Raw genomic sequence first — 15,456 nt, forward strand, 5'->3', positions numbered from 1 at the left:
GATTATATAGCTTCCTGCCAGGTCACACATCTGAACTCCGGGTGTTTACTGAGAAATGTTTCTACAAATTCGCACCCGGGTATAATCTGAATATGCTCCTTTTGGGCAAAAATCAATGCATTGTGCAATAATGATGAAGCGACTCCTTTCCCCCTCAGATCTTCATGCACATTGATATAATTAAGGTCAAATACATGCGGTGATATCTGTCTGAATTGCAGATAACCCTCTTTACCATCAACAGTAGTGGTAAACCTTTTGCCAACCATATCTAATTTAACGGAACAGTCCATAGGCTTTTTATTTAAAGTTTATAATGCTGATGTAAAAAGCATGCCAACGTTAAAAAAGTGCTTACGGAAGAAGGTGGCGCGTAGTGCGAGGCATGCGCCACCGCCGAATGTGGCGGAGATTCCACAACAAGGAACCCCAATGGCCTGTTACTCTGATACTAATGCTATGGAACATCATTTGTACCTGTTAACAGAAAAAAGAGGAAATATGTCACTGTTTAAGAATAGAAACGATATTTTGAATTTTGCACTGGCTCAGGGCGCTGTAATGATCAGCGGACTTGCTTTAAAAAAGGTTTTTGATTACGGCTATAAAAAAATAGCCAAAGAAAATCCACCCAGAAGTATAAGAAGCAGCAGGCATACGGCTATCCACATCATAGGCTGGAGTATACTAACCGGCGCAGTTGCGGGCGTGGCACGGTTGCTAACCACTGATTTAATAAAACATGACCTTGATCCACACTACCTGGAAGCCCCTGAAGAAATTCCATAACCCGACCTTATTCTGAAACAAAAAAGACCTGTTGTCACAGGTCTTTTTTGTTTCATTCATTCACATTATAAATAATGACTTACCCAGCCAATTCTCTCTCAAATTCATTGAGCTGTACAATGGCCCCGGCAATCAGCCTGCGTTGCTTTTGCAGCCTGTCTTTGATGTACTGCGGCACATCCGAATTTAAAGCTTCATCGTACACATCCAAAGCCTCCTTTTCGCCCGTTCTGGCTTCACTAATTACCGCTGAATCTTCTTTGCCGGAGAAAGTTGCCTTAATATCAAGCCAGTTACGATGAAAGTAGCCCTTTACCGTACCTGAATCCTCCAGATCTGCACCTCTGTCCCTCATATCATTTTTCAGCTCTTCTATAAACAGCTTCCTTTGCTGTGCCAGCCGGTGAAATATGGTTCTGAACTCTTCATTTTCTACATCTTCTGCTGCCCGTTCATATCCTTTAACACCGTCATGGCATATATTGAGTACCTCTTTTATAGCTTTTCTTTCAGTGTTCATATCTGATTATTTTATAATTCGAAATAACCATAAATTTTATGGTCAGTCTGATTATATCTACGCAGAAACTATTCCATGAAGAAGAATATGGGAATAGCATCATTTTTTGACTTGCAGGCGTTGCAATTATTAGCCAGGTTGGGTATATGAACCCACAAAAGCCTGTTATTTCCTAACCAGATTGATAAAAAGTTCCCTTCCTTCCCTAGGCTTAATAGAATTATAGCATGCATCAAATACCCTGAAGTGAAAGTAAGGTTTGAAATATATAATATATTCATCTTTTTCACCTCCATAGGGCGGGTGAGTATGAAACAGCGAATCGTTAAATAGCACACCCGCAAGGTGACCTCCCTTATTAAGCAATTCGGCGGACTTTTTTGCATACGCGCTTCTTTGCGAGGGATGCAGCGCACAAAAGAATGTTTGCTCTATAATGAAGTCAAACCTGAGAGTAATATCAAAAAAGTCTTTGTGTAGCAGGTGCCCCCGAGGAAAACCCGGGCATCTTTTAAAAAAATTCTGAAGGGGAATATCTGATACATCTGCCAGAAATACATTTTCAAATCCCTGCTGGTGCAGATATTCCGCTTCGTAGGCGTTACCACATCCGGGGATCAGTATTGAGACAGACTTGTCCGTCAACTGATCGAAATATGCTTTAAGTGGTGTAGTTATTGCCCCGGTATCCCATTGGGTCTGCCCCTCCTGATATCGGGAATCCCAATAATTTTCGCCAAGTTGTATATCAGCCATGTTAATGGTAACGTTAAGTGCTACAAATGAAAGAGATTCTATTGAATTATATTAAATAAAGGATAATTTTACGCTGCAAGTTATAATTTAAACTAACTATGACTGAAAATACATCCAGTAACGATCCTATTAAAAAGGAAGAACATAAAGAACCTGTAATCAGGGATAGTAAAAAATCAAGTAGAAAAACTGCTATTATTGTGGCTATTCTTGCGATTATTATCATTGTTCAAGGCATTAAAATATACCTGGATCACCAGGAAAGCGTGGCTACGGAGAATCAGCTGGCCAGTACCGAGCAGGAGCTGGCAGTTACTATGCAACGCCTCACAGATATTAGCCATGAGCTCGATGAAAAGATCGCGGAAATAGAAAAGTTAGGAGGCGATGTCTCTGAACTTCAGAAAGCCAAAGCCGACATTGAAGAGGAATTGAGCCGCCAGCAGAGGGCCAACCGAAGTACGATCAGAAACCTGAAAGATAAAGTTGGTGGCTATGAAGTTTTGCTTAAAGCCAAAGACGAAGAGATAGAAAGGCTAAAAAATGTAAACACCGAGCTTTTAACAGAGAATACATCACTAAAAACTGAAAAGAATCAGCTTTTCGACTCCCTGAGCCAGGTCACCAAATCAAAAGAGGAATTGGTATCCAAAGTGGAACTGGCATCTCAACTAAAAGTCGAGAACATCCAGATCTATGCTGTTAATAGCAGAGGTAAAGAGCGGGAAGCACCATTTAAAAGCAGACAAGCTGATAAAATAAAAGTTGTATTCAACATTGCCGAAAATAATGTTGCGCCTATTGAAGGTAAAGACATTATGGTACGTATTGTAGATGGTAACGGCCAGGTTATTTTTGATGTGGCCAAAGGATCAGGGACCTTCATGTATGAGGGTAAGGAGGAGTTCTTTACTTCTAATAAGGAGATATTGTTTGACAATACCCGCCAGCAACTGACTTTTGAATATGAGAAAGGCAGCGAATGGGAAGAAGGACTTTATACTCTTGAAGTGTACACCGAAGGGTATAAGATGGGAAGCAAGCAATTTGAAGTGAAATAAAGTATCAACACTCAGTTCCACAAAAGAGGTTGTATCAAAGCCCTGGCTTCAGTACGACCTCTTTTTTTATGTCCACGTTTCTGAGATGTACAGGAATGGAAAACTGAAAAAACAGGCAAACCATAGCACTAAGCACCCTTGAAATACTGGAACAAGGATTATCAATAACAAAAGTGGACAGATTTCCATAAAAGCAGAACAAGCTTTTGCCGAAGAGAATACCAGGGTATGCTCACCAGAGATACGTGATGAACTAATAAAAACAAGGTTTCTCATTACTATTACGAGGCCCGCCAAATTCTTTGTAAATAATAAAATCACGCTGGGTGCCGCGGGGGAGATGATCCAAAAGGGCAAATACGGATGTGGTTTGTTTAAACTTTGCATCAGCAAAAAATTCTGATGGCGATTTCCCGGGAGGAGGTCAGGCTCAGGAAGAATGTATTGCAAGTGCTACAGGACTGCCCCCCTGCCCATGAACTGTTATCCTGAACAAGGATACAAGCTTGTATGGAAGCACAATACCACTAAAGCTCTACTATAGTAAGAGTGTAAAGAAAGATCAAGTGGAATTTCTAAGGAGATACTAACTTTTCGGCTCTGTGTTTGACACACAGCTGTTCATAGCAATCAGTCAAAGAGTTGGTAAAATCAGGATTAAAATAGAAACAGACAGGTTTTAGTGATTTTAGCAGTAAACTTCAAGCTGATAGTTTTATAGCCATAAAACCATTCAACCTTGAAATCTTGCATAAAAAAAGGCCGCATCTTCTAACGCGGCCTTCCAATGTTAATTCTTTAATCTGTATTAATACAGATACTCTAAAGCTACTCTGTCATAGTTGCCAAATTCGCCATCCTCTCCTGAAGAGAAGCAAGAAAGCATAATTGAATTTGCATCGAAACCAGTAGGAGTACCAGGGATGTGGATTGCACCTACACCACCGTCACCTTCATTTCCACCTGATCCGCAAGAAAGCGAACGGTTGAAGTAGTCAGTGTGACGAAGACCAAGGCAGTGGCCAATTTCGTGAGTGATCACGTGCTCCACTACGTTAGTTCCATAGCTGCTGGTACCAGACTGAATCTGAACAAACTTGTATGGATTGCCACCGCTAGGAAAACCGGCTTGTCCACCACCTCCACCGCTAACTCTGTAAACTACGATGTCGTAAGAGCTGTAGTTTGTACCGAAAGTAAGTGTGAAGTTCAGGTTAGTGTTTAAAGCATTATAGTTATCAATAGCCCACTGCAAAGCAGTTCTCATAGTATTGTCCAAAGCGTTTGAACCTCCGGTATATCCCATCACTCTGATAGTTCTGGGCAGACCTCCCACAAGGTTATTGGTACGATACTGCTCACCAACAGGTCCTTTGTAGTAAACACTGCTGTTAAGCATTTGAGCAAGGTTTTCAGGAGTGATAACTATATCTCCTTCCAATAAATAGTTTCCGGCTTCGTAAGCTGGGTCAAGCATTTCAGTTTTACCGGTAACATCGATATCACCAACATCGAAACCAAGTTCACCGAACTTAGCCATTACATCATCCGTAATTGCAAGTTGACTGTTGTTTGAGGTTGGTGCAACTTCCTCTTCTTGAGAACAAGAGGAAACAAAGACAGCTACAATGGCAAACGCACATACGATCGCCAGAGCGTTTTTAACATTCTTCATACATAAAATGGTTTAGGTTGAAAAAAATTTCGATCGCAAGATAGGACTTGTTGGGAATACAGAAGCAAATAAATTCTGATATTTAATTACACATGTAATATTTACATCAACAATGATAGAAATTTTGAAATTTAATTTCGTAGAGTCGCTTAATACCGAAATTAAATTTCAATTATAAAAATACAAACAAAATAAGTTTTTAAAAATTATGTAATGTTTAACAAAAAATTAAATAATTAAACCCAGATTTTAAACACCTTAAAGCTATAATGAATAGACAAAATTAAGCTTGGTGTTTAAACAACTATCTCTTTCTCAATGACTAGCCGACCCTCTGCCGCAGCAATTTGCTATGACCTTACTAACTTATATCAACCGGGAGCAGAAAATGAATCTTACGCTTAAGAAATAAAAAGCAGGGACTGAAGAAGTAAGGTCATCCGGTTTTTTCAGCAAATCAATACCTAATGTGGCATTTTAATTAACCGGATGACCCTGATTTTATCCTGATTAATATAAATACTCCAGTGCCACTCTGTCATAATACCCAAACTCTCCGCTTTCAGAGGTAGTAAAACAAGCCAGCATAACCGAGTTGGGATCATAACCGGAAGGTGTAGTAGGAATATGAACAGCTCCCGGAGGTGCATCTACTTCACTCCCCCCTACTCCACATGAAAGCGACCTGTTAAACCAATCGGTATGACGAAGTCCCAGGCAATGTCCTATTTCATGCGTGATTACATGTTCTACAACATTTGTCCCGTAGGCGCTGGTGCCATCCTGTATACGCACATATTTATACGGATCACCCCCTGATGGAAAACCTGCCTGCCCTCCCCCGGGCCCCGAAACCTTATATACAACTATATCATGAGGCCCATAGTTAGTCCCGAAGGTCAACGAGAAATTCATATTGATATTTAAGGCATTATAATTTGCAACCGCCCAGCTTAAGGCCGTTTTCATAGTATTATCAAGAGCAAGACTGCCCCCTGTATAACCAATGATACTTATGGTCCGGGGCAAAGAAAATACGAGGTTGTAGGTATGATACTGTTCACCAACGGGCCCTTTGTAGTACAAACTACTCCCTAGCATACCTTTAATGTCTTCCGGCTTAATAGCTATGTCTCCTTCCAGCAAGTAGTTCCCACTTTCATAATCAGGATCGAGCACCTCTTCATAGCCCGTAAGGGTAATGTCACTGGCATCAAATCCTAATTCCTTAAACTGACTTTTAACTTCATCCGTAATAATTGCTCCGGCATCTGATACAGACACAGGCTCTACATACTCCTCCTTGTTACAGGAAAAAGTAACAACGCTGACAATCACTATTGCCAATACATAATAATTAATTTTTAAATTTTTCATAATAAATAATGGTTAGATTAAAAAAATATTATAAACAAATTTAAAAATCATATTTAATGGAATCTATCCGGACAAGAGCCCGATCACACCAATGTAACTTTTCACCGACACCTTGTATTTAAAAATTTATAAAGCGAGGCAATTTTCTGCCGTTTAAAAGAGGTGAAGCAATGTGAAAGGGAAAATTACGGGACAAACAAAGGGGAAAAATCCGGTTGAGTAATAAGGTAATAAAATTCAAAAACAAATAATTAATGATAATAATAACATTAATTAGTACGGCATTTGAATGTAAAACATACAAACCCATTGCTGACTATTTCTCGTTTAACTGCCAGCTGTAAGGCAAATATTCCACATCTGCTGATTCTGATATAGGGGTATGGCTGTATTGGTTAACATACTTTATTACAGAGCCATCTTGAGTGAAATCCTCTTGAAACCAATCAAAGATAGCGGATAGTGCCACCTGATTCTCTTTTATATGATTTCTCAACGGATCGTTAATAAACAAAGTGGCCTGTTCATTAAGTTGATTATTTATATTGTCAGCTCTGTATGCTTCTGCACGCAGGGGCGGACAAGAATATGAAGCACAGTTGATTGCAAAATGTATTCTGGGCTCTTCAAATTGCTTTCTCAATATTTCATGCTCTATTTCGTCAAGGCTTGTTTTCCTTCCTCCTATTTTAAAGAACTTCCTGTGCCATACCGTATTAAGGGTTGGAATGCTCAGCAAAGGATCCAGATCACGGATACTCTTTAAAGGATAATGATCAACGATGAGCTTAACCGTAAAGGCGTTGTAAGCATTGATCCAGTACACCAGTTGCTCATCTTCACTCCACAGCTTTTTGTCAGGTGCATTACTACCCAGCAGCTCCAGATATTGCTCCAGTATCTCACTATCCTCTTCAAAACCCTTGTAGTCTACCCAGCCGGCCTTATCCACATGTTTTTGTAATAATTTATCCCATATATCATGCGACGGTGGTCGGGGTACCGTCTGACGCGAAGCTCCTGTGCAGTCAGCCAGTAATAGTATAAGGAATAACCATCTCATTTCATCAACATTTATTTTCAATATCTCTGACTAAATAATACGTGCTCCTGTAAACAGATCTTTACGATTATCTTCACAGGAAGATCAGGTCAAACTGTTAGTAGTCTACCCTGACATAATTTTAAGACAGAACTTTTGATTATTATAGTATTTAACTACCTTTGCAGACCAAAAATTTAACAACCATAATTATTTAAAGTATGAAAAATTACGAGACGGTATTCATTTTAAATCCCGTTTTGTCTGAAGAACAGATGAAGGATACTGTCAAGAAATTCATCCAGGTACTTACTGACGGCAAAGCCGAAGTAATTAATGAAGAACAGTGGGGCTTAAGAAAGCTGGCTTATCCAATCCAGCACAAGTCAACCGGTTTTTACAATCTGGTAGAATTCAAGGCAGACCCTCAATTGGTGGACAAACTGGAGACTGAGTTCAGAAGAGACGAAGCTGTAATGAGATTTCTCACTACTGCACTCGACAAACATGCTCTTGAGTACAACGAAAAAAGAAGAAAAGGCGCATTTAGAAAAGACAAAAAGAAACCTAAGGAGGAGGCTGCATCATGACATTAATGAACGAACCTGTAAACAGGAACGAAAACAAAAACAAATATTGCCGTTTTAAGAAAAATGGTATAAAATATATTGACTACAAGGATCCTGATTTCTTGTTGAAATTTGTAAATGAACAAGGTAAAATCTTGCCAAGAAGAATTACCGGCACCAGCCTGAAATTCCAAAAAAAGGTTTCTCAAGCTGTAAAGAGAGCCCGACACCTGGCATTATTGCCTTATGTAACCGATTCTTTAAAATAATAAGACTATTATCATGCAAGTAATATTAACACAAGATATAGCAGGACTTGGTTACAAAAACGATACAGTAGACGTAAAACCAGGTTATGGCAGAAATTATTTGATCCCTCAGGGTTATGCTATCATTGCTAACAACTCTAATAGCAAAATGATCGCTGAGAACATCAAACAAGCTGCTCACAAAGCTGAGAAAATACAAAAAGACGCAGAAGAATTAGCTAAGAGCATTGGTGACCTTACTATTGAGTTAGGAACCAAAGCCGGTGAAAGCGGAAAAATATTTGGCGCTATCACTACCAATCAGGTTTCTGAAGCTTTGAAAGCCAGAGGTTTTGATATCGACAAAAAGAAAATTTCTTTTGGTCAAAATATTAAGGATCTCGGTGAATACAAAGTTACACTTGATCTTCACAAAGAAGTTCAACACGAAATCACTATTAAGGTTGTAGCTGAGTAAATCAGATGTACATAGAAATCAAAGCCGTGAGGAAAACCTCACGGCTTTTTTGTTTTCAGAGCATTCTGTTTTTCACAACCCAAGAGTTAAAACGGACGTTCCATTCATAGATGCAGTATCTATTCCAATCCCAAAGGTTAGGTTTCCGAAACTGGAAAGCAGAAGACCTGAAAGAGCTGTTCAGCCTCTGCTCAGACAGTGAGGTTATGGAGTTCTTTCCGAAAACCCTGACTGAATACGAAACAAAATCATTCATCATAAGAATGCAAAGGGAATATGAAGCATTTGGTTTTTGCTATTTTGCAGTTGACAAACTTGAAAACCAGGAATTAATAGGCTTCATTGGCATTTCCAACAAAGATTTTAAAGCTGACTTCACTCCCTGCATCGATATAGGGTGGAGACTCAAAAAAAGCATGTGGAACCATGGTTATGCTACCGAAGGTGCAAAGGCCTGCCTGGATTATGCATTCGACAAGCTAAACCTAACACATATTTACGCTATAGCTCCGGCTATAAATGCTAAATCTGAAGGCGTAATGAAAAAGATCGGTATGAGTAAAGTTGGAAATTTCGTACACCCTGAACTTGCTAAAGATAAAAGACTAAGTAAATGTGTTTTATATGAGATAAAAGCTAATTAAAGCGCGATTTATGGGATATATGGGTTTTGGAATGAGAAAAGAGGTTTACACAAGAAAACCTAAGACTGCCTTCGAAAAAGTCAAAAAGCTCTATGATCAGGAGTTTAAAAAGAACGGAAAAAATTATACCTACCAACACTGTGACCCAGAAACTCTTGGCCGGATCTGCAAGAAGGTAAGGCAACAAAAAAAGAAGCTGATTTTCATCCAGCTTTCTATATTTGTTGTATTAGCAATTGCCTTTGTTTTAATAACCAGTGCATTTTTCATCAATCAGAATTACACTCCAAAAACCATAATAAAGGCAACAAAGCCAAATTTCAAAACTGTAACTTATTGGTTAGACAGTAATAGGACTCTCAAAATTGAGTATTATAAATTTGGCCCAAGGTGCGCTGTAACCAATTACAAAAATGATCTGAAACACCAGAACACTGAAAGTTATTATCAATCAGGTGAACAGTTTCGCTCTGCAGTCTATTTTTATGACACACTTGTGACAGAAGTATACTTTTATCGAAACGGAGATACCATAAAAAATTTTCCCACACTAACCGATGATAAAGTTTATCATATCAAATCAGCACTACCTAATAGCAGCAGGATCGCTGAATTTGACTTTTATGACGGGAAGATCGTGAAGGACTCCTATTTCGAAGCATCTGTAAAACAATGATTGAGATACCATGTGAATTATCGGCTTTTATTTAATGTTTAAACATTAAATATTATCTTCACTTATGGATTCACTTAAAACTTTTAAGCGGTATACTGAAAGCCTCGGTAAACAGGAGCAAATAATGCCAGCACTGTTTATTGGGCACGGCTCTCCTATGAACGGCATTATGGACAATGCGTTCAGCAAAAGCTGGAAAGATGTAGGACGGCAAATACCTATACCAAAGGCCGTACTGGTAATATCGGCTCACTGGCTCACCAGAGGTACACACATAACGGCAATGAATAACCCAAGAACCATACACGATTTCAGAGGCTTTCCGCGGGCTTTATCTGAGGTACAATATCCTGCGCCCGGAAACCCCGATCTGGCTCATGAAACGCAAAAACTCATTACTTCTACTACTGTTGGACTGGATCATGAATGGGGTCTCGATCACGGAACGTGGACCATCGTAAGGCATATGTACCCGGAAGCTAATATTCCGGTATTGCAGCTTAGTATAGATTATTACAAATCTGCAGCATATCACTATTACCTCGCAAGAGAACTTACCGAACTCCGTAAAAAAGGCGTACTCATTATAGGTAGCGGAAATATGATCCACAATCTGGGTATGATAGCGTGGAATAAAATTGATGAACATGATTATGGGTATGACTGGGCTATTGAAATGCATGCTTTGTTTAAAGATAAAATATCTGCAGGAGACCATCAGGCACTCATTCATTACGAAAAGCTGGGAAAAGCTGCAAAACTGGCTATCCCTACCCCTGATCATTTCTTACCGCTAATATATTTACTGGCATTGCAAGACAAGAAAGACCAGCCTCAATTCTTTAATGATCAGCTTGTCGGAGGTTCATTGAATATGACTTCAGTGAAGTTCGGATAATATAACAGGTACAAATTTTAACAGTGGTTTGGAAAAACAAATACTCTTACTATATTTACGTAACCAGTTACGTAATTTATTATGAAATTTTTTAATCAAGTAGGTAAAATGGCAATCGGCAGCCGATTGCGCATGCTGACAGAGAAAATTACTGAAGATGCTACCCAGCTTTACAAAATGTATCAGGTAGAATTAAGGCCTAAGTGGTTTCCGGTGTTCTATGTTTTATCAAACGGCGAACAAAAAACAATTACTGCTATTGCTAAGGAGATTGGGCACTCTCACCCTTCAGTAAGCAGGATAATCAGGGAAATGGGAAAAAAAGGATTTGTCGCTGAGACTAAGGACAAAAACGATGGACGCAGAAATGTAGTAAGCCTGACCCAGAAGGGCATTGATGTCAACAATAAGGCACAGGCACAATACAAAGATGTCAATGAGGTTATTGAAGACATCATATCTCAGACGAGGCATGACCTGTGGCAAGCCATTGAAGAGTGGGAGTATCTGCTGGAAGAAAAGTCGTTGCTCCGCAGAGTACAGGAAAAACTAAAAGAAAATGAGAGCAAAAAGGTCAAAGTAATTGACTACTCTCCAATATACCAGGAAGATTTCAAAAAGCTTAATGAAGAGTGGATCTCCAGGTTCTTTAAGATGGAGGCAGAAGACCATAAGGCGCTGGACAATCCTCAGCAATATATTATTGACAATGGAGGTTTTATTGTTGTGGCCTTATACAATAATGAGCCTGTCGGAGTATGTGCCGGTTTAAAAATGAACGACCCTGAATATGACTACGAACTGGCTAAAATGGCTGTTTCACCCAAAGCACAGGGCAAGAATATCGGATGGTTGCTGGGGCAGGCCGTCATCAGCAAAGCCAGGCAATTAGGAGCAAAAAAACTGTACCTTGAGAGTAATACTATCTTAAAACCTGCCATCAGTCTGTACCAGAAAATGGGCTTTCGAAAAGTTGCAGGCAGAATCTCTCCTTATGAGCGATCAAATATCCAGATGGAGCTTGATTTGTAAATGTGACAGGTTTTAAAGAAGTTGTTTATTGTCATTAAAAGAGATATAAAATCAGAGAACTTTGCTATCGATAAAATCTTCAAAACAAGGGGATCGCTTCACCCTGTCATCAACGCAATGACAGCCAATTTTCAGTTCATTGTTACTGGCTCACAATACTCCAAACAGGACAATATTTCATGGAGACATGACGAAGCGGTCCCTGACTTCAAACTAAACCTCAAAATCAAGTAGTGTAAACGGAATTAAACATCACATAGTCTGTTGTGAGGTCTGATCCCCAGCCTTCTGCTTTCTTTTTACCATTATTGAGGTCTACCCTGATATGTAACTGTGACTGCCTCAGCACACGTTTCATATTGTTTCGGTCAAACTCCTCAGGTTTGCCCTGATTCAACACTTTGATCAGTTCCTGATCACTGCCCATATATAGGTCAGTTTTTTCAAAATCGAAGGGTACTCCCGCATTACCTGCAGCACACATGATCCTTCCCCAGTTCGGGTCTCTGCCAAACAGGGCTGTCTTAACCAATGTGGAGTTCGATATTTCACGGATGAGCTTTCTACCCATTTCTTCATTGGGCGCATTGACTACCTCATACCTTACAAACTTGGAGCAGCCTTCACCATCAGAGACTATAGTCTGTGCAAGGTGGATCATGATCTCTTCCAGCTTTTCTTTAAAGCTCTCGAAACCAGGGTCTTTTTTAGAGGTAAGCTCGGGGTTCTTCGCCATACCATTGCAAAGTACTGCTACCATATCATTGGTAGATGTATCTCCGTCAACGGTGATCATGTTAAACGATTTGTCTACGGCCGCCTTCACTGTTTGGTCAAGCAGCTTGGGCGATATGGCAACATCGCATACAATGAAAGCCAGCATGGTGCCCATGTTCGGATGGATCATGCCTGAGCCTTTGGCTATACCCGCCATATTGACTTCTATACCATCGACATCAAATTCCAGAAAGCCCTCTTTGGCAAAAGTGTCTGTAGTGAGTATTGCATTGGCTGCAAATGAGCCAGCATTAGACTTATTGGATAACTTCCCTACGTTTTCTTTGATACCATTTACAACATCTTCAGTCGGAAATGGCTCTCCGATAAGCCCGGTTGATGCCACTAATACCAGGTCTTCATCAATCCCCAGCTCTTCGGCAGTGGTTTTTACCATGGCTTCAGCGCCTTGCCTCCCCTGGTCACCGGTGCAGGCATTTGCATTTCCGGCGTTGATCACAATAGCCTGGGCTTTTCCATTGGCTATATTCTTTTTTGAAACTTTAATAGGCTCTGCCACAACCTGGTTTTTGGTGAATGTAGCTGCAGCACTGGCAGGCACTTCTGAGTAAATCAGTGCCAGATCGCGACGCATGGATTTAACACCGGTATGTGCCCCCCAACAGGTAATGCCTCTTACATTGGTTAAATTCTTAATCATCTTCTTATGGTTTGGATGTTGTTTTTACGGGTTCATAGGTACTTGGCCGAGACCGGCAGTTTCGTCCCAGCCAAATAGTAAATTCATATTTTGTACTGCCTGCCCTGCGGCACCCTTTACCAGGTTATCTATAGCACTTATGGTAATGAAGTTATTGGTCCGCTCATCATAGGTGCAGTAGATATCGCAAAAGTTCGTGCCTCGAACCTCTTTGATAGCCGGAGGCTGGTCCGTAAGGCGAATAAACGGCTCATCTTTATAATAATCCCTGAATACCTCATTGATCCGGGCTGTATCTACTCCTGCTCTGGGTTTAGCGTAAATGGTCGAAACTATACCCCGGTCGACCGGCAGCAGGTGCGGAGTGAATTGAATGATCAAATCCTCTTCTCCCTTTTTATTCAAAGTGCCCTCAATTTCGATAGTATGCCGGTGGGTTTTTACACTGTAGGCTTTGAAGTTGTCATTTACATTCGGGAAGTGTGTGGCAGTTTTAGCCTTTACTCCTGCCCCGGTTGTTCCTGATTTCGAATCAACTATAATATTGGGCTCTATCATATTGTGCTCTACCAACGGAGCCAGCCCAAGGATTGCACTTGTGGGATAGCAACCCGGATTAGCAACAAGCTTTTTGCCCTTGATATCTTCCCTGAATAGCTCGGGAATGCCATAAGCGGCATCTTCAATACCTTTGGGGTAAACATGGTCCTTATTATACCAGGCCTCATAGGTTCCTGCACTGTCGAGACGAAAATCGCCTGAAAGGTCTATGATCGGATAAGGTTTTTCCGCATGGTCCTTGACAAAATCCATGGATACACCATGGGGCAGTGCAAGGAATACCACATCAAGATCCGTGGATTCTATATCCTTAATGGAAACCAGCTCCATTTCTACCAACCCCCTGAAAAAGGGATGGACGTCTGAAAAACGGTCTCCTTTTCTACTCTCGGAAGTAATGGCCGCTATTTCCACCTCAGAGTGATGAAGCAGTATTCTGACCAATTCCGAACCTGTGTAACCTGTCGCTCCTATTATTCCTACTTTCTTTTTGCTCATTTTGCTTTCACTTCTTTAATAGATGTAGCCATAACTTCAACTACTTTTTTCAGTTCTTCTTCTGTAATGATCAATGGAGGCACAAAACGCACCACCTTGTCGGCAGTAGCATTGGCTATTACTCTATGTTCCAACATTTTTGCGGCAACCGGCTTGGCTTCAAATTCAAATTCGGCACCAACCATAAGGCCAAGTCCCCTGACTTCTTTCAGGCCTTCCGGATTGCTCTTTTTGATCTCGTTTCTCAGAAATTCACCTTTCTTCTCTACTTCTTTGAGGAATTCGGGCTCCTTGATAATGTTGAGTGTAGCCAAAGAAGCTGCACATGCCAGCGGATTTCCGCCAAAGGTTGTACCGTGGTCACCAAAATCTATGGCCGAGCCTATTTTTTCATTGCAAAGAATAGCTCCAACAGGCATACCTCCTCCGAGTCCTTTGGCCAGGGTCATGATATCTGGCTCAATGCCGAAGTGCTCTTTGGCAAACATTTTACCGGTCCTTCCTATCCCACATTGGATCTCGTCGAATATCAATACTATATCCTTTTCATCGCAAAGCTTTCTGAGCTGATGGAGATACTCTTTGTCCACCACGTTAATACCTCCCTCTCCCTGTACCGGCTCAAGAATAATGGCTGCAGTCTGGTCATCGATGGTATTTTCCACTGCTTTTATGTCATTAAAAGCCACTTGCTGAAAGCCCTGGGGTATTGGTTCAAAGCCGTTTTGCATGGCCTTTTTCCCCATAGCGATGGTTGCAAGTGTCCTGCCGTGGAACGACCCCTGCATAGCGATCACATTACCGCCCCTTTGCTTACTATGCGCATATTTCCTGGCCAGCTTGATGGCACCTTCCACCGATTCCGCTCCGCTATTGGACAGGAATACACGGTCAAGGCCGGAAAGCTCACATAGTAATTTGGAGAGCATAGCCTGTGGCTTGCTTACAAAGAAGTTGGAAATATGCACCAGCTCACGAGCCTGATTACAAATAGCCTCGGTAACAGCGGGATGGCAGTGGCCGAGGTTACATACGGCAATACCTGCCAGGGCATCGAGGTATTCGTTGCCCTCAATATCCCACAGCTTGGTACCTTTCCCTTTATTGAAAGCTACCGGATAGCGCCTGAAAGTTTGTAAATAGTATTCCTTGTCAAGTTCATTGAGTGTTGCGTTTGTTAACGCTTCCATAAAT

At 40.8% G+C, this 15,456-nt stretch carries 19 protein-coding genes; 10 read left to right on the top strand and 9 right to left on the bottom strand.

What is annotated here, in order from left to right; translation table 11 throughout:
• Positions 1 to 2: 2 nt before the first annotated feature.
• Positions 3 to 293 (bottom strand): GNAT family N-acetyltransferase, encoded by a 291-nt coding sequence (locus tag LVD17_RS27765; RefSeq protein ID WP_233763631.1) that lies wholly within the window; start codon positions 291 to 293, stop codon positions 3 to 5.
• 40 nt (positions 294 to 333) lie between these two features.
• On the opposite strand from LVD17_RS27765, the gene LVD17_RS27770 reads away from it, so the two are divergent.
• Entirely contained in the window at positions 334 to 789 is a 456-nt protein-coding gene (locus LVD17_RS27770; protein ID WP_233763632.1) for a DUF4235 domain-containing protein, read from the top strand.
• Positions 790 to 868: 79 nt separating this feature from the next.
• On the opposite strand, the gene LVD17_RS27775 is transcribed toward LVD17_RS27770, so the two are convergent.
• Positions 869 to 1,309, bottom strand: a complete 441-nt coding sequence (locus LVD17_RS27775; protein WP_233763633.1) for a ferritin-like domain-containing protein — start codon at positions 1,307 to 1,309, stop codon at positions 869 to 871.
• Positions 1,310 to 1,474: 165 nt separating this feature from the next.
• Entirely contained in the window at positions 1,475 to 2,065 is a 591-nt protein-coding gene (locus LVD17_RS27780) for a class I SAM-dependent methyltransferase (RefSeq protein WP_233763634.1), read from the bottom strand.
• A 98-nt stretch (positions 2,066 to 2,163) separates the two neighbouring features.
• Between LVD17_RS27780 and LVD17_RS27785 the strand changes: the two genes are divergently transcribed.
• Both LVD17_RS27785 and LVD17_RS27790 read left to right on the top strand, forming a co-directional pair.
• Positions 2,164 to 3,126, top strand: coding sequence for a DUF8428 domain-containing protein (locus LVD17_RS27785; RefSeq protein WP_233763635.1), 963 nt, complete (start codon positions 2,164 to 2,166; stop codon positions 3,124 to 3,126).
• 365 nt (positions 3,127 to 3,491) lie between these two features.
• Positions 3,492 to 3,605, top strand: a complete 114-nt coding sequence (locus LVD17_RS27790; RefSeq protein ID WP_233763636.1) for a poly(ADP-ribose) glycohydrolase domain-containing protein — start codon at positions 3,492 to 3,494, stop codon at positions 3,603 to 3,605.
• 329 nt (positions 3,606 to 3,934) lie between these two features.
• On the opposite strand, the gene LVD17_RS27795 is transcribed toward LVD17_RS27790, so the two are convergent.
• From LVD17_RS27795 to LVD17_RS27805, 3 genes are all read right to left on the bottom strand, one after another.
• Positions 3,935 to 4,801 carry a M57 family metalloprotease gene (locus LVD17_RS27795; RefSeq protein WP_233763637.1) on the bottom strand — a complete coding sequence of 289 codons (867 nt, stop codon included), beginning with the start codon at positions 4,799 to 4,801 and terminating at the stop codon, positions 3,935 to 3,937.
• A 510-nt stretch (positions 4,802 to 5,311) separates the two neighbouring features.
• The gene (locus LVD17_RS27800) at positions 5,312 to 6,178 is read right to left on the bottom strand and encodes a M57 family metalloprotease (protein WP_233763638.1); all 867 of its coding nucleotides are present in this window, start codon (positions 6,176 to 6,178) and stop codon (positions 5,312 to 5,314) included.
• 316 nt (positions 6,179 to 6,494) lie between these two features.
• Positions 6,495 to 7,241, bottom strand: a complete 747-nt coding sequence (locus LVD17_RS27805) for a DUF547 domain-containing protein (RefSeq protein ID WP_233763639.1) — start codon at positions 7,239 to 7,241, stop codon at positions 6,495 to 6,497.
• 200 nt (positions 7,242 to 7,441) lie between these two features.
• Here LVD17_RS27805 and rpsF point away from each other — a divergent pair, with 200 nt between their 5' ends.
• From rpsF to LVD17_RS27840, 7 genes are all read left to right on the top strand, one after another.
• On the top strand, positions 7,442 to 7,810 hold the full coding sequence (gene rpsF / locus LVD17_RS27810; protein WP_233763640.1) for a 30S ribosomal protein S6: 369 nt from the start codon (positions 7,442 to 7,444) through the stop codon (positions 7,808 to 7,810).
• Positions 7,807 to 8,058 (top strand): 30S ribosomal protein S18, encoded by a 252-nt coding sequence (rpsR, locus tag LVD17_RS27815; protein WP_040495468.1) that lies wholly within the window; start codon positions 7,807 to 7,809, stop codon positions 8,056 to 8,058. The genes rpsF and rpsR overlap by 4 nt, the downstream gene beginning before the upstream one ends.
• A 13-nt stretch (positions 8,059 to 8,071) precedes the next feature.
• Positions 8,072 to 8,515 (top strand): 50S ribosomal protein L9, encoded by a 444-nt coding sequence (rplI, locus tag LVD17_RS27820; protein ID WP_233763641.1) that lies wholly within the window; start codon positions 8,072 to 8,074, stop codon positions 8,513 to 8,515.
• A gap of 110 nt (positions 8,516 to 8,625) precedes the next feature.
• Positions 8,626 to 9,159, top strand: coding sequence for a GNAT family N-acetyltransferase (locus LVD17_RS27825; protein WP_233763642.1), 534 nt, complete (start codon positions 8,626 to 8,628; stop codon positions 9,157 to 9,159).
• Between the two features lie 10 nt (positions 9,160 to 9,169).
• Complete coding sequence (locus LVD17_RS27830) at positions 9,170 to 9,835, top strand: ABC transporter permease (protein WP_233763643.1); 666 nt, start codon at positions 9,170 to 9,172, stop codon at positions 9,833 to 9,835.
• 64 nt (positions 9,836 to 9,899) lie between these two features.
• Entirely contained in the window at positions 9,900 to 10,733 is an 834-nt protein-coding gene (gene ygiD, locus LVD17_RS27835) for a 4,5-DOPA-extradiol-dioxygenase (protein ID WP_233763645.1), read from the top strand.
• Positions 10,734 to 10,841: 108 nt separating this feature from the next.
• A complete protein-coding gene (locus LVD17_RS27840) occupies positions 10,842 to 11,765 on the top strand; it encodes a bifunctional helix-turn-helix transcriptional regulator/GNAT family N-acetyltransferase (protein ID WP_233763647.1) in 924 nt (307 codons plus the stop codon).
• Between the two features lie 226 nt (positions 11,766 to 11,991).
• Here the strand turns inward: LVD17_RS27840 and argJ are convergent, their stop codons facing one another.
• The 3 genes from argJ to LVD17_RS27855 are packed head-to-tail and all read right to left on the bottom strand — an operon-like array spanning position 11,992 to position 15,452.
• Positions 11,992 to 13,203: a bifunctional glutamate N-acetyltransferase/amino-acid acetyltransferase ArgJ gene (gene argJ / locus LVD17_RS27845; RefSeq protein ID WP_233763649.1), complete on the bottom strand. Its 1,212-nt coding sequence runs from the start codon at positions 13,201 to 13,203 to the stop codon at positions 11,992 to 11,994.
• A gap of 24 nt (positions 13,204 to 13,227) precedes the next feature.
• Entirely contained in the window at positions 13,228 to 14,262 is a 1,035-nt protein-coding gene (gene argC, locus LVD17_RS27850) for an N-acetyl-gamma-glutamyl-phosphate reductase (protein WP_233763651.1), read from the bottom strand.
• The gene (locus LVD17_RS27855) at positions 14,259 to 15,452 is read right to left on the bottom strand and encodes an aspartate aminotransferase family protein (RefSeq protein ID WP_233763653.1); all 1,194 of its coding nucleotides are present in this window, start codon (positions 15,450 to 15,452) and stop codon (positions 14,259 to 14,261) included. The genes argC and LVD17_RS27855 overlap by 4 nt, the downstream gene beginning before the upstream one ends.
• Positions 15,453 to 15,456 lie beyond the last annotated feature (4 nt).

Origin of the sequence: Fulvivirga ulvae, from assembly GCF_021389975.1 — a bacterium.
In the GTDB taxonomy this organism is placed as follows: Bacteria; Bacteroidota; Bacteroidia; order Cytophagales; family Cyclobacteriaceae; genus Fulvivirga; species Fulvivirga ulvae.

Coding starts and splice junctions, on each gene's coding strand:
- ygiD (WP_233763645.1), top strand. CDS start 9,900: ATGGATTCACTTAAAACTTTTAAGCGGTATACTGAAAGCCTCGGTAAA.
- rpsF (WP_233763640.1), top strand. CDS start 7,442: ATGAAAAATTACGAGACGGTATTCATTTTAAATCCCGTTTTGTCTGAA.
- rpsR (WP_040495468.1), top strand. CDS start 7,807: ATGACATTAATGAACGAACCTGTAAACAGGAACGAAAACAAAAACAAA.
- rplI (WP_233763641.1), top strand. CDS start 8,072: ATGCAAGTAATATTAACACAAGATATAGCAGGACTTGGTTACAAAAAC.
- LVD17_RS27770 (WP_233763632.1), top strand. CDS start 334: ATGCCAACGTTAAAAAAGTGCTTACGGAAGAAGGTGGCGCGTAGTGCG.
- LVD17_RS27855 (WP_233763653.1), bottom strand. CDS start 15,452: ATGGAAGCGTTAACAAACGCAACACTCAATGAACTTGACAAGGAATAC.
- LVD17_RS27765 (WP_233763631.1), bottom strand. CDS start 293: ATGGACTGTTCCGTTAAATTAGATATGGTTGGCAAAAGGTTTACCACT.
- LVD17_RS27800 (WP_233763638.1), bottom strand. CDS start 6,178: ATGAAAAATTTAAAAATTAATTATTATGTATTGGCAATAGTGATTGTC.
- LVD17_RS27830 (WP_233763643.1), top strand. CDS start 9,170: ATGGGATATATGGGTTTTGGAATGAGAAAAGAGGTTTACACAAGAAAA.
- argJ (WP_233763649.1), bottom strand. CDS start 13,203: ATGATTAAGAATTTAACCAATGTAAGAGGCATTACCTGTTGGGGGGCA.
- LVD17_RS27825 (WP_233763642.1), top strand. CDS start 8,626: ATGCAGTATCTATTCCAATCCCAAAGGTTAGGTTTCCGAAACTGGAAA.
- LVD17_RS27840 (WP_233763647.1), top strand. CDS start 10,842: ATGGCAATCGGCAGCCGATTGCGCATGCTGACAGAGAAAATTACTGAA.
- LVD17_RS27785 (WP_233763635.1), top strand. CDS start 2,164: ATGACTGAAAATACATCCAGTAACGATCCTATTAAAAAGGAAGAACAT.
- LVD17_RS27775 (WP_233763633.1), bottom strand. CDS start 1,309: ATGAACACTGAAAGAAAAGCTATAAAAGAGGTACTCAATATATGCCAT.
- argC (WP_233763651.1), bottom strand. CDS start 14,262: ATGAGCAAAAAGAAAGTAGGAATAATAGGAGCGACAGGTTACACAGGT.
- LVD17_RS27795 (WP_233763637.1), bottom strand. CDS start 4,801: ATGAAGAATGTTAAAAACGCTCTGGCGATCGTATGTGCGTTTGCCATT.
- LVD17_RS27805 (WP_233763639.1), bottom strand. CDS start 7,241: ATGAGATGGTTATTCCTTATACTATTACTGGCTGACTGCACAGGAGCT.
- LVD17_RS27780 (WP_233763634.1), bottom strand. CDS start 2,065: ATGGCTGATATACAACTTGGCGAAAATTATTGGGATTCCCGATATCAG.